This window comes from Oceanibaculum indicum P24, assembly GCF_000299935.1.
GTDB lineage: Bacteria > Pseudomonadota > Alphaproteobacteria > Oceanibaculales > Oceanibaculaceae > Oceanibaculum > Oceanibaculum indicum.
Genome location: NZ_AMRL01000002.1, coordinates 159,175 through 182,337 on the forward strand (window position 1 = coordinate 159,175; position 23,163 = coordinate 182,337).

Consider the following 23,163-nt stretch of genomic DNA (forward strand, 5'->3'; position numbering starts at 1 on the left):
GCTTACCCCTGCATCTCTTCCAGGTTGATGGTGATCGACCATTCGTCCTTCACGCTGGTCTGGCGCGGCGCGCTGACCACGGACAGCCAGGCCGGGAACACTTCGCGGAACTCATGGACGTTGTCGTTCGGGTCCGGCACGAAAATCGCCGGGTGGATGTCCTCGCGCAGCGCGTAGTCATAGAGCCGCGCGGCCTCGCCCTTGCTCAGGTGCTGGAAGGTCACGCGCTGGGTGCGCGCGCCGGTGCGGCGGCTCAGTATCTGCCGGCCGCCAGCGGTGCGGTCGCGCAGCGTGTTGCTGCGGATGCCCATCTCCCGGCTGCGGCTGTAGGTCCAGCGCGGCGACAGCGGGTTGCCGGCGAACAGATATCCCAGGTCGAAATCCACCGCGTTCGTGGTGACGTCGAACTCCAGCTCGATGCTGGTCGGCGCGATCAGCTCCGGCCAGCGGATGCGCAGGTGCCGGGCATAGCCGGCTATGTCCTGCTCGCGCGGCTTGCCGGTGAACCAGTTGCTCTGCTCCCAGGGCAGGTCGCTGGTGTCATAGATGCGCCCGAAGATGTCCGTCCAGTCGATCTGCGCGATCTGCGCCTCGCCCTCATAGGCGGTGGCACGGTACCGGCCGTCCAGCCCGCCCGTGTGGCCGCACACCACCAGATCGGTGCAGTACCGGGCGCTCTCCCAGGTCATCGTGATCTTGGTATCGGCCAGCGTCAGGCCTGCCGCGCGCGCCGGGGCGCTCTCGATGCGCGGATCGAGCATGTCGCCCTCGGTATCGTTCCAGTTGCCGCCGGTCAGCTCGGCATCGAGCGCGAGGTTCTCCAGTAGCAGATATCCCAGCAGCGCCATCGTCACCCCCACACCCGCAGCGTGATCTGATGGCCTGCCGGCCGGCCCGGTGCCGCCCCCATCACGATCATCAGGCGGTCGATGCCGTCAGGCGGGTAGATCAGCTGCACATGCGCCTTACCGAGGCCGGGCGTAGCGACCAGGTCCAGCCACTCCTCGTCCATTTCCAGCGTGACCAGATACTCCTCCCAGGGCGTCTCATCAGGCCGCACCGACATCACGTCGAACAGCAGATCGGCGACCAGCTGCATGTCGGCCGGATCGCGCAGCGCGGTGTCCACCACCACCTCTCGGACGTTCGGCCACCAGCGGTCCCGCAGGGCCGTATCCTCTGCCACGGCCTCGCGCCATTCCTCGCGCAGCCGGGCCTCGTCCTCGGTGTCCCACAGCGATTCGGCCAGCGACTGCCGCGTGTGCGTGCGGTAGTAACGCTCGCCGCGCACCGTCACTTTCCAGCAGGGGATGCTGACCTGCCGGTCGCCAGGCGTGATGGAGATCACATCCACCGGCCTGATAATGCGGTCGGCCGTGCCGGAAGGCAGGCGCAGCTTGCCGATCTGCCAGGTGCCCAGCGGGTCCGGCAGCACCCAGCCGGGAAGCCCGGCCGCGAACAGCTGCACGGCCTGCCGCACGGCCATGCGATCCGGGATGTACAGGCCGGCCTTGGCGGTTTCCGTGGCGGTCAGCGCTGTGAAGCTGGTACCGATGCTGGCCTCTGGATTGCGCCGCAGGATCAGCGCGCGGATCTGCGGCGGCACCGTGTCCAGGTAACCGGCGGCAGGCACCAGGTCGACCGCGCCCTTCACACCCACGGTCACATCGCCGCCGAAATCCTGGTTGACCTTCACCAGCCCCCGGCCGAGATCGGTGACCAGGTGCCCGGCATCCGGCTCGGCGTCGTCGAAGTCCACGCCCGATTCGTCGCCATCCTCGATCAGATTGGCATCAGCGCCCCGGTCATAGAGGCCGGACAGCTCCTCGATCTCGCCGTCATGCACCTGGCCGACCTGGGCAGGGCCATTCACCCAGACCAGCGGGATGTTCGCGGTGACCAGGTCGCCCAGCGCCAGCGGCTTCACCCGGTTGCGCAGATCATCCGGCCCACCTTCATAGCCGTCAGGGCCGACATTCGTGCCGGCGAAGGTCGTCTCCTGGATGTCCCGCTCCAGATCGAGCCTGGCATCGTAAACCGGCACCACCAGCCGGCTGGGCTGGCTGGCGCTGATCGCCCAGGTCGGCGTCTCCGCCCGCCCGGCGAGGAACGGCCGGAAGGCGGCGAAGCTGCGCTGTGCAGGTTCACCCCACCAGACGCGCACGGTCCTGAAGGCCCAGCCGCGATACTGGTTCAGCGCGCCGTCCGCGTTCGACAGGGTCAGCCGGCCGACACCCAGATTGCCGGCCAGGCGGCTGGCATCAGCGAAGATGTCCAGCGACATCGAGGGCGCTTCCAGCAGCCGGTTGTCATAGCGCTGGTTCGGCCGGTCAGGATCGGTCGACGGGAAGGGCCGCACCGGTATGTCGCTGAAGTACAGCGTCACCTCCTGGTCGGCCGGGCCGAGCAGGTCCAGCTCGACCAGATAGGCCATGATCCTGCGCTGGCTCATGCTACCCGCCTTTTTTCAAGCTTCTGGGCCAGGTCGGCGATCTGCGCGCCCTGCGCGGCAATCGCCTGCTTCATGCCGGCCATCTCATCCGCCAGTGCAGCCGTGGCGGCAGCCTGGGCGTCTCCGGCCGCCATCACCGCGTCCGTGGTCTGGCCGATGGCGCCGACCAGCGGCGACAGGTCGGAACCACCATTGCCGGTGCCCGGCAGGGTGCCGGTGCGGTTCATCTGCTCCAGCGCATCGAAGCCGATCCGCCGCGCGCTGGCGCTGCGGATGACGAACTCGTCCGGCATGGTCATAACCGGTACACTGTCCACGCCGGCAATGCCGCCGGTGATGCGGCCGCCAGAAGCATAGCCGGCCAGGTTCTTGAACGGGTTATCGGTGGCGGACCAGTTGTCGATATCCAGCATCCCGCCGACCGTGGCCCGGTCCTCGGGCGCCAGCTCTGCCAGGATCGCGCTCAGGGCCGCGTCACGCTGCTCCTTGCTGATGCCATCGCCACCGGCCTTGCCAACGCGGTACTGGTCGATCACCGCCTCGACGTTGCGAGCGGCGGCGTCAAGTCCGCTGGTCGGATAGACATAGCCGCTGCCGCCGGCATTGGACGGCACGCCTTTCTGCGGTGTGGCCAGCGCATCGAGCGCGGCCTTGATCCCGTCCAGGATGCCGATGGCCTGCTCGAAGCTGGTGACCAGCAGCCGCTCCGTATCCAGCTGCTCGCGCAGCAGGGCGATCTGGCTGTCCAGCCGGCCGAGCTGCTGCTCGGCGGTGGTCAGGTGGCGCTGGGCAACCGACTTGGTTTCTTCCAGCACGTCCTGGCCACGTTGGAAGTCGGCATTATAGGCCTGCGCATCCCCGAAATAGGCCCGGCTCGCTTCCAGGAACGCCCGCACAATCTCCGGCAGCTGCTCGGCCGCGTCCTGGTCACCCAGCCGCGCGCGTCGCGCCATCTCCTCGAACTGCCGCTCCGCCTCCTGATAGCGGGCCTGCGGTGACAGAGGCGACAGGTCACTGTCCAGCAGCAGCGACAGCTGCGTGCGGTTCATGCTGTCGATGATCCGCCGGAAATCATCCGCCTTGCGGGCCAGATCATCGCGGAAGGCCGTCACCGCCGAGATCTGATCGAGGTACAGCGTGCGGGTCGCCTCGGTCAGGACGGACACATTCTCCGCGACCTCGCCGGTGATCGCCTGCAGCCGGATGGCGTACAGCTCCTGAATGGCGGCCAGCGCCTCGCTGCTGGCGCCGACGCGGCCGTTGGCCTGGCCAATAGCCTCGGCGTTGCGGATCTGTGCGGCCCGCCACTTGTCCAGCTCGGCAACCTGCGCGGCGGCCGGATCGGTCAGCTGCAGGATTTGGTCGCGCAGCCCATCCACAAAGCCGCTCTCCAGCTCCGCCAGCGCATCCGCCTGCGCCTCTGTCACCTTGTCCAGTGCCAGGCCGTAGCGCTCGGCGAACTCAGTCAGCGTCTCGAACTGGCTGTTGATCGCGTCGATGGCGGCTTGCGCCTCCGGCACGGTTTCCGCGACCTGGCCCAGCTCCTCATAGACACGGGCCAGCTGCAGGTCGTTCACCGCGCTTTCAATGTCGCTGAAATCGACCTGGTCCAGGACCGTTTGCATCACGGCCGACAGCCCTTCGACCTGGTCGGTGATCGCCTTCACGATAGCGCCCAGCAGCGCCTCGGCACTGTCGAAGGTGCCGCTGGCAATCGCCTCCGGCCGGGCGCTGGCCGGTTGGCCGGCAAGGTCCGCGCCACCGGTGTCGTACAGCCAGAAGCGGTTGCCGTCGCGCTGGCCCGTCGCGGCGTCCAGGTAGAAGCGCGACATATCGGTCAGGCTGCTGCCCAGCAGCGTCAGCACCGCCGGCACAGCGGTCTCGACGGCCGTCTGCATGGCATCGCGGTTCTGCCGGCTGGCGTCGTCAGCGCCATCCTCGGTCTTCAGGAAGTCGCTGCCCAGCAAGCCCTGGAAGCTGGCCGTCTTGTCGCTCGGCTTGCTGTTGCCCAGCAGGCCGCCGAGCGCGGTGCCCAGGAAGCTGCCCAGCACCGCGCCCACCGGCCCGGCGGCCGAGCCAAGGATCGTGCCCAGCAAGGCGCTGCCGGCCGCACCACCGCCAATGCTGCCCACGACACCGCCGATAGTCCCGCCGATACCGCCACCAAGCCCCAGCGCATTGGCGCCAAGGCTGCCCAGGATGCCCCAGGGCGAAGCGGCAAAGCCGTCACCCAGGGCGCTGCCCAGCCCTGTCATCTGAGCGAAGCCGCCACCTACGCCGTCATCGACCAGTGTCGACAGCCCAAGGAAGCGGCCGACACTGCCGGTCGCGAAGCTGTTGTACAGGCCGGCACCACCGCCTGGCAGCTGCCCCAACCCGAATCCGCTACCGCCGCCCAGATTGTTGGTAACGCCATTGATCGCCTGCTGGCCGACACCCATGAAGCTGCCGAGCTGCTGCACCATCGGCACGATGATCGGTCGCGCGATCGCCAGCGTCGCCATCTCGCCCAGCGTGCGGGCGAAGATGTCCTTGATCGAATCGCCCAGCTCGTCGAAGCGAAGCCGGCCATTGCGGAAGATCGAGGTGAAGGCATCGCTGAAGCTGCGCTGGATGCTTTCGGCCGCTGTCTCGAAGGCCTTGGCGAGCGGGTTGGCCTGCGCCTGAATGCGCTCAAGCTGCTTGACCTGGCCCTCATCCATGATGGCGTCGCGCAGCCGGTCATAGGCGGCATTGATGGCCGCATACTGCTCCGGCTGGGCGGCCAGCAGCGCCTGCGTCCGCTCGATCTCCAGCCGCTCAAGCTCGCGCGCCGTGGTCAGCTCGATGATCTTCTGCCGCGACTGCTCCGTGCCCTCCAGCTCCAGCCGGCGCAGCTGGTTCGACAGCTCCATATCCTCGGCTTGCCGGCGCACGGAAGTGCTGGCCGCGTCCTGCTCGCGCGACCACAGCTCGACCTCCCGGCCGATAGCCTCGATCAGATCGAGATACTGCTCATAGGTGATGGCGCCGGCCGCCAGCCCTTGCTCCAGCAGCCGCGCCTGCTTGTCCACCTCGCGCCATTTGGCGGCAACGGGGTCCAGCTGGTCGCGCAGCGTCTGCAGCTGCTTGCCCTGTTCGGCGGTCAGCTGGGCGGTGCGCGCGGCGCTGCCGCCAAGCCCATCCAGCGCGCCGGCCGTGTCTTCTGCGGCCGGTGGGGCGGCACGGAACTGCTCGATCACTTCCCGCACGCTGTCGGCGATCCGCCGCAGCCGCTCCGAAACGGTGGTGGTCAGCCCTTCATTGACGGCAGAATCGATCCCCTCCGCAACATTCCCGCCATTGGCGCCGATGCTGTTCAGCTCGCCCATCAGGGCGTTCATCTCGGCGAGATAGCCATCCCGGATTGAGGAACGCCGGTCGAGGACGTTCGGCGCTTCCCTTTCTTCCAGCCCGAACAGCCGGCGCGACTGGTTCTGCAGCCAGGTGATCGAATCGGCGACGCGTTGGTCGAACCAGTCCAGCATCGACTGCACGGCACCGAGGCCTGCAACGGCGATGACGCCAATCTTGCCGAACAGGATGGCCGCCAGGATGCCCCAGCTTGGGTCCACGCCCAGAGACGTGGCCAGGGACGCCCAGCCGCTCCACAACCCCATAACCAGATCGCCAGCGGCGCCCACTACGGGCTCCAGCACCTCGACACTGGTCGCGCCGACCAGCAGCAGGCTTTCCAGCCCTTCGGCCAGGCCGAAACTTAGCTGCGTCCCGAAGTCCCGGATAGCCTTGCCGCTTTCAGCTATCTGATCGTTCAGATCTCCGATGGCCGCTGAGATCGCCGGGACGAATGCGCCGCCCCCGACCAGCCGCACAAATTTCGCGTATTCGTCTGCAAGATTACTGATGCGGCCTGTCAGCCGAGCCATCTGAAGTTCGCTCGCACCAGCGAAGTTGACCTGGCCAAGCCGGATCAGGAACGTCTCGATCTCCGCGGCCGACTTGCCTATCTCGGTGGTGATACCCTTGAAAGTTAACCGCACGCGGTCGCCGTCCTGGCTGGCGCGGATGCCGAACTCCTTCAGCCGCTCGAACTCGCCGGTGACGGCGTCGGCGACAGCCTCCACCCACTGCATGATGTCGCGGCCCATCCCGGCGGAGATGTCACTATAGCTGAGTAGTGCCTCCTCACTGGCCTTAAGCCCCAAATTGTTCAGCCGGATGAAGGCCTCGGTGATTTGGTCAAGGCTGAACGGCGTCCGCGCCGCAAACTTCTCCAGTTCCGCGAAGGCATTGCGCGCGCCGGTGACGGAGCCGGTGGTGGTCTCCAGCTGCGCGGAGAGACGCTCGGCAGTCAGATTGACGTTGAAGAACTCCCGCGCCGCGAGACCCAGGCCAAGCGCGGCGAAGGCAGTGCGCAGGTTGAACAGCCGGCCGCGCAGCGTATCGGTACTGCGGCCTACACGGTCCAGCGCCTGGCCTGTACCGCCGGCCTCCTGGCTGACCTGTCGCGCCTCCTGCCGCAGCTTGCCCATCTCGGCCTGCGTCATGCGCAGCTCGCCCTTCAGCCCATCGGCTGTGGCGGTCAGCAGCACATTTAAACGCAGGGCCATGTGAACGTCCGTTTAATGCCGGTTCAGAACTTCAAGGGCGCCGGTCTCCAGCGCTCGGACCTGGTCGAACAGGTCTTTCGTATGGCGGATGTCCCGCTCCTGCCGGATGGCCCGAACAGCTGGCCAGTCCAGCCCCTGCCAGACAAGCAGCAGGCCGCCCGGATGGGCGACGTAGTGGACTCGCCAGGCGCGGTCGCAGGAGAGGAAGAGAACAAGGGCGTCCCAGCAGTCGCCCGGAATCGGAAACCCTTCCTCTTCCGCGTCTGCCGGAACGCCCGCCGGCGCCAGGTCCAGTACCGCAGGATCGATGCCCCAGAAGGCCAGATCGTCCAGCAGCTCCTGGTCTGGCGACGGCGCCTGGCCGGCATCGCCCCGCGCCCAAAGCCGGCCGGCCTCGATCAGTTTCCCAGGCGACGGTTCCGGCGGCTTTCCGGCTGCAGGCTGCCGACATAGGCATCGAACAGCGCTGTCACCGCGAACTGGTTGTCCAGGATCAGCGTCAGGTTCTCGTCGTTGAACGGGACTTCCTTGCCGTCCGCATCCTTGATGTCGCGCCAGCCCAGGATCGCCTCGCGCAGGGTCTCGCGCGCCAGGCCGGCCAGTTCGTCCTCGGTGGACGAACGCGCCTTGCGGCGAAGCTCTTCCGCCTCGGAGATCGAGAGGGCGCGGAAGGTGGCGTAGAAGCTCTCCTTCAGCCGCCGGGACGCCTTCTCCGGGTCCGGCATGTCGACGGTGATCCGCAGCTCGTACTTCAGCTCTTCGCGCAGGGTGAACATGGAAGTTTCTCCTTACTTCACGATGATGGCGATCTCGTCGTCGCCGGTGTTGGGCAGCATGCGGAAGGGCTGCGATACCTCGGTAATGCCCTGCTGCTGGCTATAGGTCGGCCGGCCCAGCTCCACCTTCGCGCCCGAGATTTCGACGATGTTCCCGGCCGTGGTGCCATGGACGCAGGACAGCGCCACCAGGGTCCGCGCTTCGGCCAGGGCGAACGGGTTGAAGGTAGCCAGCGCCGGCATCTCATAGACCACCGTGCCGGTGACAGCGCGGTCGGGCGTGACGATCTCCTCCTGGTTGACCAGGAACCGGCCCGCCTGCTGGTTGTTCACGTTGATGCGCAGGGAGCGCATCACCAGGTCAACGCCGTTCAGCTGGAAGGTCGGGGTGTCGGCATTGGTCACCGGACGCGGCGTCTTGAAGCCGGTCAGGGTCACCGCCGGCAGCGCCGTATCGGTCACCGTCTGGAACAGGCCCAGAAACTGGAAGTTGAACAGCGGCAGCTCGCCGACCGCGAGGTTGATGTCGAAGCTGCCCCGGCTGCCCAGCAGGGCGTGCTTCACGCCGTCCAGCTGGAAATACTGCGTCGCCGACTCCTCGTCGGTGGACACCGGGTCGTACTGCACGTCGGTAGCCTCGGTCACCGTCTCGGCGAAGCCGCAGGCGCGCATCAGGGCGGCCCAGGCCGGTGCGGTACCGGCCGCGCCGCTGCCGGCGATCTCCACGCCGTAGTTCAGGCCGACATGGGTGTTGACCAGGATTTCCGGCCGCGCGCCCTTGTACGGCTGGTCGACCGCACGCTCGACGCTGCTGCCTTCCATCGGCCGGATTTCGGCATTGACCGACAGGATCGCGTCGGTGGCGCCGGCCGGCTCCGCATCGACGCCATAGGTATCCTCGACCTTGGCCAGGATCGCCTTCAGCCGCCACTTCTTGCCCGCCATGGTGCCTTACTCCTTCGCAGTGTTGGTTTCGGCGCGTGCCGGCTCCGCGCGCTCCGCCTTGATGGCGGCAGCAGCCTTCGGTGCTTCGGCCGGCGCCGGCAGCGTGGCGCGGCGCAGCGGTGCGCCATCGGCCGCGCGGGCCATGTTGCCGCCCTTGTGATCCTGGGTGCCGCCGAGGCGCTTCGGCGTGGCATCCTTCTTCTTGCGTGAGTAGCTTCCGCCCTGGCGCATATCAGGCCTCCTGTCGGGTTTCGGTTCGCAGATACCAGGCCGACTGGAAGTCGAGCTGGTAGAAGACTCCGGCGGCATTGACCGCGACCAGACGGCCGCGCCGGTATTGCAGCGGATCGTTGCTCTCGCCCGGCTTCCAGTTGTGCAGGGCATCGAAGACGCTGTGCTTCAGAGGCACGATGCCGCGTGACCAGCTCTTGCCGCCCCTGGCATCGCCGGACACCTTGTCGATGACCAGCACGGCGACGGTCTCGGTCACCTGCTGCGACATCAGGCCGGTGGCATAGGCGTCTCCGCCCGCGTCATCGCCCAGCGGCAGCACGAAGGCGGCCGGAAGGCGCGCCGGCATGATCTTCTTGCCCAGCAGCTCGCTCAGCTCGGCAGCACCCTCGACAGACCGCAGATCGGTGACCTCGGCACGCAGGCGGGTGGTGACGCTATCGACCAGGTCCGCGCCGCTCATTGCGCGGCCTCGCCGACATGATCGGTCAGGATCGCGCCGATCTCCGCCTCATCAGCCTCGTCGATGCCCAGAAAGGGTCGCGCCGGAATCGTGACTTCCTTCGCGGTCACCCAGGCAGCGCCGATACGAAAGGTCAGCGCCTGCGCCGACACCGGCTTGATCGTCTTGCCGTCCTGGTGGACGCCGGCATAGGCGACATCGGTCCCGACCTCGACCGAGGCGGGCGCGGCGATATAGGTGATCGACTGCCGCAGCCTGGCGCTTTCCGTCAGTGTCTGGCCGCCCTCGGCCAGCGCGCGGACGCTCTTCGGCCAGGGTGACCCATCCGGTCCTTCCTCGATCTCGAAGCGGCGCACAGTGCTGGTCACTAGGCTGGCGCCGATATCGCGCATGGCCGGGGTCATATCCTCGCCAGCGGCGATCATCGCGGCGACAGTGTCGCTAACACCGATATCCAGCAGGCGGATGTCGATCTGCGCGCTCATCACCAGCGATCCCCGCGCCCGGTGCCGCCCCGGCCCAGCCCACCATCCTCGTAGTCGGCCAGCATGCTGTCCGTGACCTGCCGCCCACCGGTGGAGACCAGCACCTTGCCGGCGCCGGCCGGCGCGGACTGGCCCGGCAGGCCGGGCAGCGTGATCTTGCCGGTGGCGATATCGGTCAGCTTCGCGATGGCCGCCTTGTAGTCGGCCGCCACCTTGTCCGGCGCGGTCTCGACATGCAGCTGGTAGAAGACGATGGCCGCCGCGATCTGCGTCAGCAGCTCAGGCACCACGGGCAGCGGCAGCGCATGGCGAACGCCGACATAGCCATTAACCGCCGCTTCCGCGTCGGCGATGGCGCGGTCCAGCGCCTCCTGGTCGATCTGGTCGCCGTCCTGGCGCTGGTTGGTCAGATCGACCAGCCGCTCTTCCGTATAGCGCTCGATCAGCTGCTGTTGCGTGATGTAGGCCGCCATAGTCCTTCAGGGTCCTTCAGGCTCAGCTTTCGGACTTCTTGCCGCCGCGCTTCGGCTTGTCGGCCGCGCCGGCAGCTTCCTTCTCAGCTGCGGCCTTGTCGGCGGCCTCCTTCTCGGCAGCGGCGCGAGCAGCGGCTTCCTTCTCCTCTGCCTCCTTGGCGGCAGCCTGGTCAGCAGCCTCCTTCTCAGCAGCAGGCCGCTCGGCGGCCTCCTTCTCGGCAGCGGCGCGCTCGGCGGCTTCCTTCTCCGCCGCCGCCTTTTCCGCAGCTGCTTTCTCGGCGGCAGACTGGTCGGCGGCCTTCTTGCCGTCCTTGCCCTCATATCCAGGCGACGGATCGTCCTTCGTCAGCTCGATGGCGCGGGCGCCCACCAGCGCCGCCCCGTCGCGCTCCGACAGATCGATGACGCCAGGGGCGATGACCGTGCCGGCGGGGATGATCTCCCCGCCGTGCTTCAAGGGCGTGTTGATGCGGATGTTCATGGCGCCGGCCTCAGTTGGGGTTCTGGATCAGGTAGCCCGCCGCCATGCCGGTCAGCACCGGGGCGCGCTCCATGGTCACGCCGTAGATCCAGCTCTTCGAGCGCTGGTCCCAATAGGCCTGCTCGACCGCCGGATGACCGCGCATCCGGTAGGTGTAGCCATAGCTCGGCTGCTCCATCCCGGCGGGGCTGGCGGGCACATAGGCCACAACGGCGTTGTTACCCCAGATGTCACTGAAGGCGCCTGCATCGTCGGCGCTGATGGCGCGGCCGACCACGACGCGCTCCACGTCCCACAGCTTCGCGAGCATGTCGGCCGTGACCGAGTCGGAGCTGGTGTACTTGAAGCGCTCCAGAACGTTCGCATTGTTGCGGGCCGCATTGAAGGCGACCGCCGACAGCAGAACCGTGTTGGCGATCATGCCGGTGGAGGCGCGCACCGCCTCCTTGGCAGTGTCGATGTCGGCGCTCGGCGTGCCGGTCTCCGCAGACCACTTGTCGCCGGACGTCAGCGCGACCTTGTGGTCATTGTCGTAGTTGGCGGCATTCAGGGCGATGGCTGCGCGGTCAACCTCCAGCGCCTGCATCACGATCCGCATCCCGAAATTCACCGCCCGCGTGCCGAGATCGATGCCGGGCATGACCGACGCATCGCGCTGATGCTCGCGCGGCACCGGCACCTCAATCGCATCCTGCACCAGGGAATAGGGCGCGCCCTGATAGCCGAAGCTGACACGCGGCGTGTCCGCGCCTGGCGCACGGCGCAGGCTGTATTGCTGGAACGCCTCCTTGCCGAAGGTCAGCACCTTGCCGCCGGAGATATCGACATCCACGAAGGGGAACAGGATGCCGCCGACGAAGTCGGGGCTGACATAACCGTGGGCAACGGTGGAGAGGACCGGATCGACGACGCGGACCTGGCCGGTATTCATGTTGGCAGTGCTCATGGTCGCGCCTCCTTAGCGCAGCTTGACTTCGATGAACTCGCCCGCGCCGCTGGCCGCCTGCAGGGCGTCCGCAAACACGAACTCCGGCAGGTCGCCGCCGGTCAGGATCGCGCCGTTCGCGGCGGAGCTGGTGACCTGCGTGGCGCCGGCGCCGATGGCGATCTCGCCGCTGACCGGAATGGCGCGGCCGGAGCTGTCCACGATCAGCGAATCGCCGACCGCGATCTCGTCGCCGGTCTCGATGACGGTCGTGCCGGCCGTATCGGCGGCAAAGGCCTCACCGGTGGCCGCCGCATAGCGGGACACGCCGATGATCTTCTGGCCCTGGACCGTGGCCTGCGCGCCGTCGTAGCCGACGCCACGATGAACCGCGACCGCACCATCGGCGGTCAGGGTCAGGGACTGAAGCGGGAAAGACTGCTTGCTCATGTCAGCTCCTTAGGCAGCCCGCTCGACCTTGCGGGCGGCGGTGAGGTAATCGGTTTCGGGATGGGCCTCCATGAAGGCCAGCGCCTTGTTGTGGACGGCGAGCCGCGCCGGATCGACGGGAACGCCAGCCGGACCGGAGAAGCCAGCCGCCGAGGCGCCCGGCTCTTCGCCATTCGCGCGCTCGCCGAAATCGACCGACTTCGGCAGGGCGGCCAGCAGCTTGCGGAACGCCGCCTGGGCGGTGCCCTCGAACCTGGCATCGCCCTCGCCGAAGCTGACCGCCTGGTCGCCGTCCAGCTGCTCCATCAGGTCAAGCGTCAGGCCGGCCAGCCCCTGCGGCAGCTGCGCAGATGCCACCAGGCCGTCGACGAAGCTCTTGTTGCCCTCGCGGCGGCTGGTCTTCAGCGCCTCGGCCGTTGCCTTCTCGCGCTCGGCGAACGCCGCCTCCTTTTCCGCCAGGGCGGCTTCCCGCGCGGCGATATCCTTGTCGCTCATACTCTTGGTCTCCCGAGTGGTGGGGGTGGTGGGGTCGGCGAAAGCCGGCGACGTGCCGGGGCTGTCGATGCGGCCGGCCTGCTCGTTCAGCTCGTCGAGCCGCCAGGACGGCAGGACTTCGTCGGCGCGTTCCGCGCCCTTGTCCTCGATCAGCATGTCGCGCACGCCGCGCAGCAGGGCGGCAATGTTGCGCAGCGACCAGGCGGCGGCCCGGTCGCCGTCACCCAGATCGACGGGCGGCTCAATGTCGCCCAGCTCGATGGTGACGGCCTGGTCGGCCTCGCCCAGCTCGATGGGCCGCAGACCCTTCACGGCTGGCGGCTGCGCACCCAGGAAGCCGACATGGCGCAGGTAGTAGCTGCCCGGCTTCGGGTTGTTCGCCGCATCGGGCGTGTAGAAGCTGGCGCTGATCTTCTTGAACTTGCCGGCCTTGACCATCTCGGCCAGCTCGACCGACACCTGGCGCGGCTCGGCGTACAGGCCGGCCTTGTCCGCCTTCAGCTCGCCGACCCAGCCATAGGCCGGAGCATCATGCTTCGGATGACCAATGACCAGCGGGGCTTCATGCACCGCCGGGTCATAGGCGGCGGCGATGCCGGCAATGACCGCTTCGCCAAAGGCGATGGTCGCGCCGCTCATGGCGGTGTGGGTGCCGGCCTGGAAGATGTGGATGCGCTTCAACGCCGCCTCGCTCTGCTCGAACAGGGCCGCGTAATGCCGGCCCGCTGCATCTGTGAAGCTGCAGAATGAAGGGCGAGGATGCGCAAAACAGGGGTGACAGCCTGTCACCCCTCGGGATGGTCGTGTGATCGGGATTGCATCGGCCGGAAAGCCGGACCTGGTCCGGTGGCGGATGTGGGCACAGCATGCCGCGATGCTAGCGCGCTGTCACCCCCCCTGTCGGATGGGCAGCGCGAAGCATGCGCTAATCGCTCAGAGCGCGTTCAAATTGCCGTTTAAAAGAATCGCACGCCCGAAGGGGCGTTGATCGGCCAGCGCCCGTCAGCGGGCTTCCTGTGCGGCGGAATGGCCAAGTCCAAAAGATACTGCTATATTGCCTTCAGCTGGTCGGAGCTGGGCCGTGACCCTGCAGCTGCGACGAGCGGCGCGGTCCGGCACGGAGGGCCGCAGTCTCATTCCCCCGTCATTCCCGAAAGACGTCACTCCCGATAGATCAACAGCCCCTTGCGGATGTTGCCGAGCGCGCGCGCCGAACCGCGAAAGAAAGTCATCGCCTGCCACAGGCCGCCTTCGGCATCGGCGACGAGGGCGACGGCGCGGTCCTTGTCCAGCGCCACCATCCGAACATAGCGGCGGCGCAGCCCAACCCTGCCAGATGCCGTGGACCTGGCGAAGCCGACCCAGATTTCCTGGGGCGCGGTCAGCAGCTCCGGGATCAGCGGCCAATAGGTTTCACGGCCGTCCCAGCGCTTACTGTCGGCGACAATATGATCGGCAACGGCCTGGGTGACGGCGACAGCAGCGCCGGACGGATCGGCGAATATCCGCTCGTCACCGCCGATGGACCGACGCAGAAGCGTCCTCAGAGCGACCTCGTCGCCCTGGCGCACACGCGGGGCAAGCTGCGCGCGCGGCGCGGTGGCAGACAGCGGGTCGAGACTGTAGGAGGGCGCGCCCGGCGCCACCAGCTCATCCCAGCCGCCATGGCGTTCCATGGCCACCGATTGCGCACCGCGCCCCCAGGCCGCCTGGCCGGGATTGTAGGCGAAGCCGGGATCGACGCCTTTTGGAACCGTGACGGTGACCTGGCCGTCAGGCGTGTTGATCTGCCGCGCCTCTTCCTCGATCTCCGGCGCGGTGCCGACCTCATAGCCATAGCGCTCCAGGTCGCGGGCGTTCAGGCTCTGCACCGTGCAGCGGCAATTCCAGCCGTTCGGCGGGTACATGCGCTCCCAGAAAGGGTCATCCGCCGGCAGCACCAGCCCGTGCAGTGCCATATGCTCCGGCCGGGTGCGGCTGTCCTTCACCGCCAGGTAACGCAGATAGGGGCGGGTGCGCTTGTTCTCCTGGACCTGTTTCCAGCGGCCGGCGGCATAGGCCATCCGCATGTTGGTCTGGAAGATGACGCGGCTGCGCCAGCCCCGGCTGCCATTGTAGCTCCAGCCATGGGCGGCAACGATCCGGTCGAAATCCTCCCGGAACTGCTGAAGGGTCCGCCCTTCGGCAGTGGCGCGGGTGACCGCCTGGTGGAAGTCAGCGAGCAGCGCATCGGTCTGCGCGCCGGCAACGACGAAGCCCCGCGCATGCTGCCCTTCCCACAGATCGGTCCAGGCGCGCGTCGGCAGGCGCACCTTGCCGCGCAGATAGTCGATGGCCTCGGTGAAGTGGACCGGCGCGGCCGGGGCCGCCGGCAAGCCCTCGCCGATGGTCATCAGTTGCCGTCCAGGATATCGGCCCGGCCGGACAGCTCGGCCGCCGTCAGCGCCTCGCCCATCAGCCGGGCGAACTCGGCCGACGGCAGGGACGGGTACAGCGCCAGCAGCTTTTCGCTGAACTCGGCCAGGCTGGCGGATTCGTCCAGGGCGGCCCGGATGATGTCGACCTGGCGCGCCTGCATCCCGGCCGAGGCATCGTCCAGCTGGTCCGCCAGCTCGTCGGCCGCGTCGCGCTCCTCTTCTGCGAAGGCGGCGGGATCTGCAACGGCCTCGGGTGCGGGCACCGCGCCCGGCTTCGGCGCTACTGGCGCGGCCTTCTTCTGCCACTCGCCGCCATAAGTCTCGTGGATGTAATCCAGCGACGGCTCGAAGCCCATCTCGCAGATCGTCTTGTCGCGCGTGGCGCGCACCGACAGATCCTCGTCGTCGGCGGAATGGCGCCAGAGGCTGGGCGGCGTGGCGCTGGGCAGGTTGATCTCGACAATCCAGCGGACCAGCTGATCGTTCAGCGCCCCGCACAGCAGATCGGCATCGGCGTCCGTCAGCTCGGCGCGCACCTCATTGTGCGTCTCGCTGGCCGCCCGGCTGCCTGTGTCGCCGATATTGGTGGACAGCGTTTCGCCCAGGACGGCTTCCGAGATCTGTTCGTCGCACCAGCGCGCCAGCTGCTCATAGGTGTTGACCGTGCCGGAGCGCTGGGCTTCCAGGAAACGGATCTCCATCCCTTCCGGTATGACGACGCCGGTGTCCTGGGCAAGAGCGCGCAGCGCCTCCAACAGCTTCAGCTGCTCTTCGTCGGTGGCGCCGGCCGGATAGGTGCCGACGCTGGTCGGCGCACCGAACTTGTCCGCGAAGGTCAGCCAATAGCCCACACCCTTGCGCTTGAAGAACACCGGCCAGAACAGCGCATTGCCAAGGCCGAGGCCATAAGGGTCTTCAGTCTCCTCCTCGCCGTCGCGGGTCACCACGAACTTGCGCGGCGGCAGCTCCTCGCCCTGCAGCATGTTCGACCAGGTCAGCAGGCGCAGATCGCCGGCAGGGCCGAAGACGAAACGGCTGGCGTTCTTCGGCTTCACCGCCTGCGGCAGCACCCAGGTCCGCCCCTCAATGGTGACCGGCGCCCAGATCACCTCCGCCACGGCATAGCCGTCGCGGATCGCCTGCAGCAGCCCCTTGCACGTCTTGTCGAACGGGAAGCGCAGCAGCGCGGCGCGCACCAGCTCGGCCGCCGCCTCATCCTCCGGCCTGTCACTGGCCGGCTCCACCGTCCATTCGCGGGCGATGACGGCCAGGATGCGCTTGCGCATCACCGCCTTCACATGCGGGTCGCGCATCAGGTCGCGATAGATCGCCAGCCCGCGGCCGCGCCCCCGGCTGACCAGCACGTCGTCGCGCGGCTGCATTACATAGCCGTTAAGGGGGGCTGTCACATCGTTGTAAACGGTGGCGATCTCGCGCCGGTCCGGCGGCATGACGACCACCTTACCGGCCTGTTTCTGCCTGGGCTGTCGCGCCATCACCATCCTCCGCCAAAGTAGTCGCCGATGCCGCTGGAGCTGCGCGCCTGGCCAAGCGCCTTGAACTCGATGGGTCCGCCTTCCTGCAGGCTGGCATGCCAGGCCAGCATGCCGGCGACGGCCGAGTCGCCATGGCGGTCGCCCTGCTTGGTGTTGTCCGGGATGCGCGGCACGCCCCGGATGACCTCAATGGCGCGCAGATCGTCGCGCACCAGCTCGTCGGCCGGCAGATCGAGCTGATCATCATCCAGTGCCGCCTTGAACTTCGGCATGGCCTCTCCGTAGATGCGCTCGGTCAGCATGACCTGGCTGATCCGCGCCGTGCCGTAGCGCTGCATCGCGACCTCGGCCAGGTACTGGCCGTTGCCGCGCGCATCGAGCGCGCCATGCACGAAGCGCGGCAGGCGGTCGACCAGGTAGAAAAGGATCTGTTCCTGTTGCCGGAACGGCACGTTGCGCAACTCGACAAGGGCCGGCGTATGGCGCTGCAGGTTAGGCATCAGCAGCAGTGGCCAGATCACGGTAAGGTCGCCAGAGCGGCCGAAGTCCTGCCCGAAATAGCTGCGGCGGTCCTGCGGCAGCGCCTGCAGCAGAGGCCGCAGCTCGCGCTCGCACCAGGCGAGGCAATCGGCATGGCGCACATGGTCGGACAGATGCACATAGCTGTCATCGCAGGACCAGCGCAGCACCGGGATATCCGGCTTTGCGCGCGCCTCGATCAGTGTCAGCGGGATATACTTGCCGCCGCTGTTGCGCGGGATGCAGAACAGCTCCTCGTCGGCGCCATCGCCGTAGAAGTCGATGATGCCCTGCCGCCACTTGGCTTCGGCCTCCGGCGACCAGTCAGTGCCGGAGATCATGCAGATGCGGCGGTACAGCCCGTCCTCCAGCGCCTGGTCGAAGGTCACCGTGATCAGCTCGTAAGGCTTCTTCTTTGTTCGCGCCTCGGTGACCAGCTGGTTGTAGTAATTGTCCACGCCGTTATGGGTGGAAATCACCAGCACCTTGCCGCCCCAGATCAGCAGCGCCAGGGCGGCCTTCATGACCTCTTCGAGATCGTCGTGGAAGGCCGCCTCGTCGATGATGACATAGCCCTGACGGCCGCGCAGGTTACGCGGCCGGCTGGACAGGGCGACGATCTCGAAGCCGCTGGCGAAGGTGATCCTGAAGGCCAAGATGCGGTTGTCCGGGCTGTCGTCGAACACGACCTCCTCGGCCACGCTGCAGGCCTTGTCGAACAGCCGCGCCCATTGCGCGCAAGTGTCGATGAACTCCCGCGTCATCTCCTTTTCATAGGCGATGTAATAGACATCCATGCCACCGGCAGACTTCTGGCTGGCAGCGGTCAGCACCGCGTCGGCGGCGATGGCCCAGGTGAAGCCGATCCGGCGGCTCTTCTCGCAGATGACAACCTGCGAGATCGCGGTGGTCGCCAGCAGGTTCTGCTGGTAGTCGAGCAGCAGCTTGGTGTCGGGACCGAACTTCTCTCCCAGGATCGACGGCCCGGCCTTGTCCAGGACCGCGATCATTTCTTCGCCATGCCGAGGAACTCGGCCTTCAGGTCGGCCTTGCCCTTGTCGGACAGGCCATGCTTTGCCGCCACGCTCTCGGCGAGGTCTGCCGCCTGCCGGGCGAACTCTGCGCGCAGCTTGCGCATGCGCTCGTCACTGATGGTGGCCGCCGTCTCCAGATTGGTGATGGCGCGGCTCAGCAGTTGCGCCTCCTTGGGATCAAGCTCCGGCATGTTGCCATCGTCGCCCATGGCGATCCGCTGGATGATGGTGTGCATCATCTCGATGTTCAGGCGCGCAAGCTTGCTGTCGGCGTCCTGTTCGTCCAGGCCGCGCACCAGCGCCTCGGCCATGGCGCGGCTGGCCCGCAGCTGTTCGCCGATCTTGTCGATCTTCTGGACGTGGCGGCCCATGGCCGAGCGCGAGACCTCGACGTCCAGCTTGTTCAGGTGATCGAGGATTTCGTCGATGGTGGCGCCGGCCTGCCGCAAAGCGCCGACCTTGTCACGGATCGGCGCTGGCAGACGGTCGATGCTGGAAGGGCGCGCCATGCTCAATCCCCCGGCCGGGGCCGTTTCACGCCAGGTACTGTGGCCAGCCCCTTCGCCACATCGACGCCGCGCGAGGTCAGCTTGGCGATATGAACCCTGTCCAGGACAACCTCGACATTCAGAAGCCCGACTTCATCCAGCCAGGCGAAGTCAGCGCGCACCTGGTCGCGCGACACGGCATGGCCCAGCCGCGACAGGGCGTCCTGCACGACACTGTCGTTCAGGTGATAGCCCTGCTGGCTTTCCAGCAGGCGAAGGATCGCCAGCCGGCGATCTTCTTCCAGCAGCTTGGCAAGGCTCATTTGCGCGCTCCCTCAAGCTCGTTCTCGGTCAGCAGCTCAACCCGGCGCGACAATGTCTCAATCGATTTGCTCAGGTGCTTGCTGGCTTCAGCCAGCGCAGCCGTGTTCTCCCGCAGGTCGGCCACGTCACGAACGGAGGGCAGGTTGTTAAGCCGCTCCGCGATCACCCTCTGTTCGGATTGCAGCATCTGGATAGCCTCCGCGCTTTTCCCATGCGCCGTCGCCAGCTCTTCGACGCTCTTCTTGCTGGCGAACACGCGGCTGAAGCGCCACATGAGCCAGCCGAAGCCGACATTGGCGGCGGCAAGAATGAGCGGCCAGTTCTCGCGAATCTGATCAAGGATGGTCATTTGGCCGCGCGCTCCCTCAGCTCCTGGCAGTCGATGCAGGTGACCGCCCAGGGCGCGGCCTTCAGGCGCGCGGGCGGGATATCGTCGCCGCAGTCAGCACAGATCGAGGCCGCGCTGGCACATGGCAGGGCGCGAACAGACGCCAGCGCAGCATCGCGCTGCGCTTCTTCCAGTGCCTGCGCCTGGTCGCCGATGTCAGCCATCCGCGTCCTCGCCGCCCTCGTCTGCGCCACCCGCGCCGTGCAGCCTGGCGCGCAGCTCGGCCGTGATCGCATTGATCTCCGCCCATTCGGCATCGGTGGGGTTGCGGCCTTCGGCGACCATCTGCTCGATGGCGGCCTTGGCGCGCAGGGCGGCCGGGATGCCGGCGCTGATCGCATTGGCGATCTGGATGCCGAGCAGCAGCAGCTGCGCGGCGTTCATGTCGGGCCTCCCAGCGCGGTAAGCTTGGTCCTCTGCAGATAGGCGGACAGCTCGTCGATAGCCGCTCGGGCCAAGGCGATGGCTGCCCCCTTGGTCGCGGAGCCGCCGTGCCGCGCCTCGTACTGCGCGCGGGCCAGCGCGCTCCAGGCCAGCCGCTCCAGGCGGATGATGTTCGCCGTGACATCGGGAACGGCCAGATCGGATTCGACATAGGTTACGGCGGCCAGCAGAGCGGCGTTGTAGTCCGCCTGCAGAGCGTACACCGTCTGCTCGGCCGTGATCTGATGCGAGGCCTGTGCCTTGTCCGCCTGCACCAGGCTAATCGTGCCGCAGGCCGATGGCCCGGCAAAGGCAAGTCCGCCGACTAGCAGAAAGGCAGCCAGCAGCTTCGTTGCCGAGCCACCGCCGCGTGCAGCGGTCTCGGGGTCGAGCGGCAGCTTGCCGGCGATCTCCTCGGCGAACTGCTGCTTCAGCGTATCGTCAACGCGACGCACCACGTCAGCGACGCTAGGCGGCACGGCGTAGAACACCAGCGCCATCACGCCGCCGGACAAGGCGGCCGCCGTCTCGGCCGGCAGCTCGACGCCGGCAGCGGCAGCGATCAGGATCAGCAGCCAGGTCACGACGCCGGCAACGCCGGCAGCGAGGAACTTGCGGTCGGGAATCCAGGTCTTTTTCAGCGCGGACATGATGCCCTCCTTCACAGCTTCGGCTGGATAAGCCGGCGATAGGCTTCGATGAACTTGGCCGGCTCTCCGGCCCCGAGAGACGTGTTGAAAACCTGCTTCCACATCCCCGCCATGCCTTCGATGTCGTCGGCTGCGGGCAGCTTCAGCGGGCTGCGCCAATAGACCAGGCGCGCGATGGCCGTGGCGTAGGCCAGGTTGCTGGCCAGCTGCTGCGCCTCGACAGGATGGGCCGCCGCCAGCTCCATCACCCTGGAGCGCAGTGGCAACCGGTACCGCAGAAAGCTGTTGTGAATGTCTTCGGCAGTGGCCGGTTCAATCTGGTAGATGCCCTGCGCCGGCCCTGTCGGCACCTGGGCCAGATAGTGCAGCTCGCTCTCGACGGCGGCAGTGCCCAGCAGCAGCCGGACGGCCGCCTCGGACGCGAAGCCCGGCAGGCCGTCGCCGACATAGGCCAGCGTCGGCCGGATGATTTGGTTTGCCAGCTGCCGGACGTCCATTTGCCTGCTCGCCTCGTTGCGGGTTGAGCGAGGTCCGGGCAGGACGTGTGCTTGACGCATACGCTGGAGATGCCCGGCCTCGCTCAGCCGTCACGATGCGCGCGGCGGAACATCAAAACAGGGGTGACAGACTGTCACCGGTTGCCGGATGGGAGGTCAGGAAACAGAGGCAGCGGGCGCGGCTCTTCGCGGTCGGATGCGCGATACCGGCGCACCGTGCGGATGGTGATGCCCTCCGCGCGGGCGATCTCCGAGGCGCTGGCCGGGGCACTGGCGACACGCTCCCGGAAGGCCCGCCGCTGCTGGCGCAACGAGCTGTAGGGGCCGATGGGCACGTCCATCTCGTCGTCAGGATACTTGGCGCATAGATACAGGGCCAGAGGCTCGCCGCCAACCTTTCGCACGAAGGCCGGTGTCGGCGACTTCGGAATCGACAGCCTGGTGCCGCCCAGCTCACGCGCAAAGCCCAGCGCCACGCCGACGCTGAGCTGGCGCGCGATCTCAGCCAGGACCGGCGGCAGGCTGGCGATGGTGGCCGCGTCGTCAGCCATCGGCATCCTTCCGGCCGGCCTGCGCTTTGGCCAGCGCCTTGCGGATGAAGCGGCCATAGACCGCGATCACCGAATCCCAGTCCTTCGTGGAATAGAACTGCGGTGCGGCCGGCGCGGCGCGCATGCGGTAGGCCATGTCCCACCAGCCGATATGGGGCTGGGCGATGGCGTCGAGATCCAGCAGCCGGCGCCATTGCGCCTCGACGACAGCCTGCCGGTCGCTGATCGGCGGTTGGCTGGACCAGGACACACCACCGCCGCCCTTGCCTGCGGGCCGGGCAAGCCAGCCCTTCAGCGCCTCGATAACGCCAGCGGCCTTGTCGGCTGGCAACCATTCCAGCGCGTCCACCTTGGCCTGGCGCTTCACGAAGGCCGCCAGTGCCTCTTCCGACGAATCGGCGATGCAGCCCAGGTGCCAGAGCGCAAGCCAGAGTGCGCGGATTTTCTGCGCCTGATCGCTATCCGCCAGCTTGCGGGTACGCCCCTTGAAGGCGCGCTTCGGCGGTGTCTTGCGGGCGCCCTGGCGGTGCAGCTCGTCGATGACCTTGCCCAGCTGCGGCCCGGTCATGGTGCGCAGGCTGTCCTTACCCGTCACGCGCACCAGGAGGGCGCGCCAGGCGGTGTCATCGGCCAGACCGGCAATCTGCTTTCTGCTGGCGTGGATTGCCCCAAAGGTCTTCGGATTGATCTTGCTGGCGGCGGTCATCGCACATTCTCCAGATAGTCGATGGCGCTCCAGACCGCGCGGCCGAAAGCCCGGATCGCCTCTTTGGATTGCGGCGCCCCCAGGACGTCGTCGCGGGCGCGGGAAATCCGCGCTGTGATGTCATCGGGCAGGCGGCCCCGGCAGCTCGTGCAAAACATCAGGCCTGGCATTGTCCGCCGGGCGCAGGCGACGCACTCGCCTTCCGGGATCATGCGGGGCTTTTCTGGCCGGCCGGCTCGCTGGTCATATCGGCCAGCCACATAGCCGCGCGCCAAGATTTCCGGCGGCACGGTCATCGGGCAGGCTCCTGGTCCATGAGGGTCGAAAGGCGGAAGCCGTGATAGACCTCACCGGCTACAAGGTGTCCGGGCAGGCCTGCGGCTTCGCAGGCGGCAAGGGCTGCACGCAGCTGCTCCAGCGGGTCACCGGTGGGCCGTTTAATATTCTCGCCCTCGAATGAGGCGGCCTCGGCCGCCGCAAGCGCAGCCTCTGCGGCCGCTACGGTGCGGTTGAGCATGTCGCGATAGCGCGGCTTGCGCTGCTGGCGGGCCAGCAGGCCGGTGACCTTGATCAGCTCCTGCACGATCTTCCGCTCGGCCGGGGTCATTTGATCCACGCCCCCCGCTTTGGTGGCAGGAAGGTGACGATGATCTCCAGCTGAATGGAAAAGATCGCCAGCAGCCGGCGCTTCCTCAGGCGCAGCTCGTAGATCTGGCACAAAGATTTACGGCCATCGGCAACCCACTTGGCCTTGCCCTGCCAGATCAGCGCCTCCATGTCCCGCAGCTCGCGCTCGCTCAGGGCCAGCCCATAACGCTGCCAGGCGCGGTGCTTCGCATGCGCGCGGCAGTTGGCCCGGTGCTGGGCGGCGTCATAGTCGGCAGGGCGAGGCGCGAGCATCATGG

The 23,163-nt window shown here is 67.3% G+C and carries 28 protein-coding genes; all 28 read right to left on the reverse strand.

The genetic code is table 11. The features are described 5' to 3' along the window. Window positions 1–2: 2 nt before the first annotated feature. The gene (locus P24_RS02640) at window positions 3–848 is read right to left on the reverse strand and encodes a hypothetical protein (protein ID WP_008943148.1); all 846 of its coding nucleotides are present in this window, start codon (window positions 846–848) and stop codon (window positions 3–5) included. A gap of 2 nt (window positions 849–850) precedes the next feature. Further along, complete coding sequence (locus P24_RS02645; protein WP_008943149.1) at window positions 851–2,452, reverse strand: hypothetical protein; 1,602 nt, start codon at window positions 2,450–2,452, stop codon at window positions 851–853. Then, window positions 2,449–7,041, reverse strand: coding sequence for a hypothetical protein (locus P24_RS02650; RefSeq protein WP_008943150.1), 4,593 nt, complete (start codon window positions 7,039–7,041; stop codon window positions 2,449–2,451). Before P24_RS02650 ends, P24_RS02645 begins: the two co-directional genes overlap by 4 nt. Before the next feature lie 398 nt (window positions 7,042–7,439). Beyond that, window positions 7,440–7,817, reverse strand: coding sequence for a phage tail assembly chaperone (locus P24_RS20450; RefSeq protein ID WP_008943151.1), 378 nt, complete (start codon window positions 7,815–7,817; stop codon window positions 7,440–7,442). Window positions 7,818–7,829: 12 nt separating this feature from the next. Then, entirely contained in the window at window positions 7,830–8,762 is a 933-nt protein-coding gene (locus tag P24_RS02665) for a phage tail tube protein (RefSeq protein WP_008943152.1), read from the reverse strand. A gap of 6 nt (window positions 8,763–8,768) precedes the next feature. Next, window positions 8,769–8,993, reverse strand: coding sequence for a hypothetical protein (locus P24_RS02670; RefSeq protein WP_008943153.1), 225 nt, complete (start codon window positions 8,991–8,993; stop codon window positions 8,769–8,771). Between the two features lies 1 nt (window position 8,994). Continuing rightward, complete coding sequence (locus P24_RS02675) at window positions 8,995–9,456, reverse strand: phage tail terminator protein (protein WP_008943154.1); 462 nt, start codon at window positions 9,454–9,456, stop codon at window positions 8,995–8,997. Next, window positions 9,453–9,941, reverse strand: coding sequence for a phage virion morphogenesis protein (locus tag P24_RS02680; protein ID WP_008943155.1), 489 nt, complete (start codon window positions 9,939–9,941; stop codon window positions 9,453–9,455). The genes P24_RS02675 and P24_RS02680 overlap by 4 nt, the downstream gene beginning before the upstream one ends. Further along, window positions 9,941–10,414, reverse strand: a complete 474-nt coding sequence (locus tag P24_RS02685) for a gp436 family protein (protein WP_008943156.1) — start codon at window positions 10,412–10,414, stop codon at window positions 9,941–9,943. Before P24_RS02685 ends, P24_RS02680 begins: the two co-directional genes overlap by 1 nt. 22 nt (window positions 10,415–10,436) lie before the next feature. Continuing rightward, window positions 10,437–10,895, reverse strand: coding sequence for a hypothetical protein (locus tag P24_RS20245; RefSeq protein ID WP_008943157.1), 459 nt, complete (start codon window positions 10,893–10,895; stop codon window positions 10,437–10,439). 10 nt (window positions 10,896–10,905) lie between these two features. Further along, window positions 10,906–11,841 carry a major capsid protein gene (locus P24_RS02695; protein WP_008943158.1) on the reverse strand — a complete coding sequence of 312 codons (936 nt, stop codon included), beginning with the start codon at window positions 11,839–11,841 and terminating at the stop codon, window positions 10,906–10,908. 12 nt (window positions 11,842–11,853) lie between these two features. After that, the gene (locus tag P24_RS02700; protein WP_008943159.1) at window positions 11,854–12,270 is read right to left on the reverse strand and encodes a capsid cement protein; all 417 of its coding nucleotides are present in this window, start codon (window positions 12,268–12,270) and stop codon (window positions 11,854–11,856) included. 9 nt (window positions 12,271–12,279) lie between these two features. Continuing rightward, window positions 12,280–13,446: a hypothetical protein gene (locus tag P24_RS02705; protein WP_008943160.1), complete on the reverse strand. Its 1,167-nt coding sequence runs from the start codon at window positions 13,444–13,446 to the stop codon at window positions 12,280–12,282. 479 nt (window positions 13,447–13,925) lie between these two features. Next, window positions 13,926–15,158 (reverse strand): PBECR2 nuclease fold domain-containing protein, encoded by a 1,233-nt coding sequence (locus tag P24_RS02710; protein ID WP_008943161.1) that lies wholly within the window; start codon window positions 15,156–15,158, stop codon window positions 13,926–13,928. After that, window positions 15,158–16,678, reverse strand: a complete 1,521-nt coding sequence (locus P24_RS02715) for a DUF935 domain-containing protein (RefSeq protein WP_008943162.1) — start codon at window positions 16,676–16,678, stop codon at window positions 15,158–15,160. The genes P24_RS02710 and P24_RS02715 overlap by 1 nt, the downstream gene beginning before the upstream one ends. Further along, complete coding sequence (locus tag P24_RS02720; RefSeq protein WP_008943163.1) at window positions 16,678–18,207, reverse strand: terminase large subunit domain-containing protein; 1,530 nt, start codon at window positions 18,205–18,207, stop codon at window positions 16,678–16,680. The genes P24_RS02715 and P24_RS02720 overlap by 1 nt, the downstream gene beginning before the upstream one ends. Continuing rightward, complete coding sequence (locus P24_RS02725) at window positions 18,204–18,740, reverse strand: DUF3486 family protein (protein WP_008943164.1); 537 nt, start codon at window positions 18,738–18,740, stop codon at window positions 18,204–18,206. The genes P24_RS02720 and P24_RS02725 overlap by 4 nt, the downstream gene beginning before the upstream one ends. A 2-nt stretch (window positions 18,741–18,742) precedes the next feature. Next, window positions 18,743–19,042, reverse strand: coding sequence for a VpaChn25_0724 family phage protein (locus P24_RS02730; RefSeq protein WP_008943165.1), 300 nt, complete (start codon window positions 19,040–19,042; stop codon window positions 18,743–18,745). Then, the gene (locus tag P24_RS02735; RefSeq protein ID WP_008943166.1) at window positions 19,039–19,392 is read right to left on the reverse strand and encodes a DUF2730 family protein; all 354 of its coding nucleotides are present in this window, start codon (window positions 19,390–19,392) and stop codon (window positions 19,039–19,041) included. Before P24_RS02735 ends, P24_RS02730 begins: the two co-directional genes overlap by 4 nt. After that, on the reverse strand, window positions 19,389–19,595 hold the full coding sequence (locus P24_RS02740; protein ID WP_008943167.1) for a TraR/DksA C4-type zinc finger protein: 207 nt from the start codon (window positions 19,593–19,595) through the stop codon (window positions 19,389–19,391). Before P24_RS02740 ends, P24_RS02735 begins: the two co-directional genes overlap by 4 nt. Further along, window positions 19,588–19,815, reverse strand: a complete 228-nt coding sequence (locus P24_RS02745; RefSeq protein ID WP_008943168.1) for a hypothetical protein — start codon at window positions 19,813–19,815, stop codon at window positions 19,588–19,590. Before P24_RS02745 ends, P24_RS02740 begins: the two co-directional genes overlap by 8 nt. Continuing rightward, entirely contained in the window at window positions 19,812–20,504 is a 693-nt protein-coding gene (locus P24_RS02750; protein ID WP_008943169.1) for a hypothetical protein, read from the reverse strand. The genes P24_RS02745 and P24_RS02750 overlap by 4 nt, the downstream gene beginning before the upstream one ends. An 11-nt stretch (window positions 20,505–20,515) precedes the next feature. Further along, window positions 20,516–21,001, reverse strand: coding sequence for a hypothetical protein (locus tag P24_RS02755; RefSeq protein WP_008943170.1), 486 nt, complete (start codon window positions 20,999–21,001; stop codon window positions 20,516–20,518). A 134-nt stretch (window positions 21,002–21,135) separates the two neighbouring features. Beyond that, the gene (locus P24_RS02760) at window positions 21,136–21,552 is read right to left on the reverse strand and encodes a hypothetical protein (RefSeq protein ID WP_008943171.1); all 417 of its coding nucleotides are present in this window, start codon (window positions 21,550–21,552) and stop codon (window positions 21,136–21,138) included. Further along, complete coding sequence (locus P24_RS02765) at window positions 21,545–22,258, reverse strand: regulatory protein GemA (RefSeq protein ID WP_008943172.1); 714 nt, start codon at window positions 22,256–22,258, stop codon at window positions 21,545–21,547. The genes P24_RS02760 and P24_RS02765 overlap by 8 nt, the downstream gene beginning before the upstream one ends. Further along, entirely contained in the window at window positions 22,255–22,554 is a 300-nt protein-coding gene (locus tag P24_RS02770; protein ID WP_008943173.1) for a hypothetical protein, read from the reverse strand. The genes P24_RS02765 and P24_RS02770 overlap by 4 nt, the downstream gene beginning before the upstream one ends. Then, window positions 22,551–22,865 carry a hypothetical protein gene (locus tag P24_RS02775; protein ID WP_040706284.1) on the reverse strand — a complete coding sequence of 105 codons (315 nt, stop codon included), beginning with the start codon at window positions 22,863–22,865 and terminating at the stop codon, window positions 22,551–22,553. Before P24_RS02775 ends, P24_RS02770 begins: the two co-directional genes overlap by 4 nt. Next, on the reverse strand, window positions 22,862–23,161 hold the full coding sequence (locus P24_RS02780; protein ID WP_008943174.1) for a hypothetical protein: 300 nt from the start codon (window positions 23,159–23,161) through the stop codon (window positions 22,862–22,864). The genes P24_RS02775 and P24_RS02780 overlap by 4 nt, the downstream gene beginning before the upstream one ends. Between the last annotated feature and the right edge of the window lie 2 nt (window positions 23,162–23,163).

Coding starts and splice junctions, on each gene's coding strand:
- P24_RS02640 (WP_008943148.1), bottom strand. CDS start 848: ATGGCGCTGCTGGGATATCTGCTACTGGAGAACCTCGCGCTCGATGCC.
- P24_RS02645 (WP_008943149.1), bottom strand. CDS start 2,452: ATGAGCCAGCGCAGGATCATGGCCTATCTGGTCGAGCTGGACCTGCTC.
- P24_RS02650 (WP_008943150.1), bottom strand. CDS start 7,041: ATGGCCCTGCGTTTAAATGTGCTGCTGACCGCCACAGCCGATGGGCTG.
- P24_RS20450 (WP_008943151.1), bottom strand. CDS start 7,817: ATGTTCACCCTGCGCGAAGAGCTGAAGTACGAGCTGCGGATCACCGTC.
- P24_RS02665 (WP_008943152.1), bottom strand. CDS start 8,762: ATGGCGGGCAAGAAGTGGCGGCTGAAGGCGATCCTGGCCAAGGTCGAG.
- P24_RS02670 (WP_008943153.1), bottom strand. CDS start 8,993: ATGCGCCAGGGCGGAAGCTACTCACGCAAGAAGAAGGATGCCACGCCG.
- P24_RS02675 (WP_008943154.1), bottom strand. CDS start 9,456: ATGAGCGGCGCGGACCTGGTCGATAGCGTCACCACCCGCCTGCGTGCC.
- P24_RS02680 (WP_008943155.1), bottom strand. CDS start 9,941: ATGAGCGCGCAGATCGACATCCGCCTGCTGGATATCGGTGTTAGCGAC.
- P24_RS02685 (WP_008943156.1), bottom strand. CDS start 10,414: ATGGCGGCCTACATCACGCAACAGCAGCTGATCGAGCGCTATACGGAA.
- P24_RS20245 (WP_008943157.1), bottom strand. CDS start 10,895: ATGAACATCCGCATCAACACGCCCTTGAAGCACGGCGGGGAGATCATC.
- P24_RS02695 (WP_008943158.1), bottom strand. CDS start 11,841: ATGAGCACTGCCAACATGAATACCGGCCAGGTCCGCGTCGTCGATCCG.
- P24_RS02700 (WP_008943159.1), bottom strand. CDS start 12,270: ATGAGCAAGCAGTCTTTCCCGCTTCAGTCCCTGACCCTGACCGCCGAT.
- P24_RS02710 (WP_008943161.1), bottom strand. CDS start 15,158: ATGACCATCGGCGAGGGCTTGCCGGCGGCCCCGGCCGCGCCGGTCCAC.
- P24_RS02715 (WP_008943162.1), bottom strand. CDS start 16,678: ATGGCGCGACAGCCCAGGCAGAAACAGGCCGGTAAGGTGGTCGTCATG.
- P24_RS02720 (WP_008943163.1), bottom strand. CDS start 18,207: ATGATCGCGGTCCTGGACAAGGCCGGGCCGTCGATCCTGGGAGAGAAG.
- P24_RS02725 (WP_008943164.1), bottom strand. CDS start 18,740: ATGGCGCGCCCTTCCAGCATCGACCGTCTGCCAGCGCCGATCCGTGAC.
- P24_RS02730 (WP_008943165.1), bottom strand. CDS start 19,042: ATGAGCCTTGCCAAGCTGCTGGAAGAAGATCGCCGGCTGGCGATCCTT.
- P24_RS02735 (WP_008943166.1), bottom strand. CDS start 19,392: ATGACCATCCTTGATCAGATTCGCGAGAACTGGCCGCTCATTCTTGCC.
- P24_RS02740 (WP_008943167.1), bottom strand. CDS start 19,595: ATGGCTGACATCGGCGACCAGGCGCAGGCACTGGAAGAAGCGCAGCGC.
- P24_RS02745 (WP_008943168.1), bottom strand. CDS start 19,815: ATGAACGCCGCGCAGCTGCTGCTGCTCGGCATCCAGATCGCCAATGCG.
- P24_RS02750 (WP_008943169.1), bottom strand. CDS start 20,504: ATGTCCGCGCTGAAAAAGACCTGGATTCCCGACCGCAAGTTCCTCGCT.
- P24_RS02755 (WP_008943170.1), bottom strand. CDS start 21,001: ATGGACGTCCGGCAGCTGGCAAACCAAATCATCCGGCCGACGCTGGCC.
- P24_RS02760 (WP_008943171.1), bottom strand. CDS start 21,552: ATGGCTGACGACGCGGCCACCATCGCCAGCCTGCCGCCGGTCCTGGCT.
- P24_RS02765 (WP_008943172.1), bottom strand. CDS start 22,258: ATGACCGCCGCCAGCAAGATCAATCCGAAGACCTTTGGGGCAATCCAC.
- P24_RS02770 (WP_008943173.1), bottom strand. CDS start 22,554: ATGACCGTGCCGCCGGAAATCTTGGCGCGCGGCTATGTGGCTGGCCGA.
- P24_RS02775 (WP_040706284.1), bottom strand. CDS start 22,865: ATGACCCCGGCCGAGCGGAAGATCGTGCAGGAGCTGATCAAGGTCACC.
- P24_RS02780 (WP_008943174.1), bottom strand. CDS start 23,161: ATGATGCTCGCGCCTCGCCCTGCCGACTATGACGCCGCCCAGCACCGG.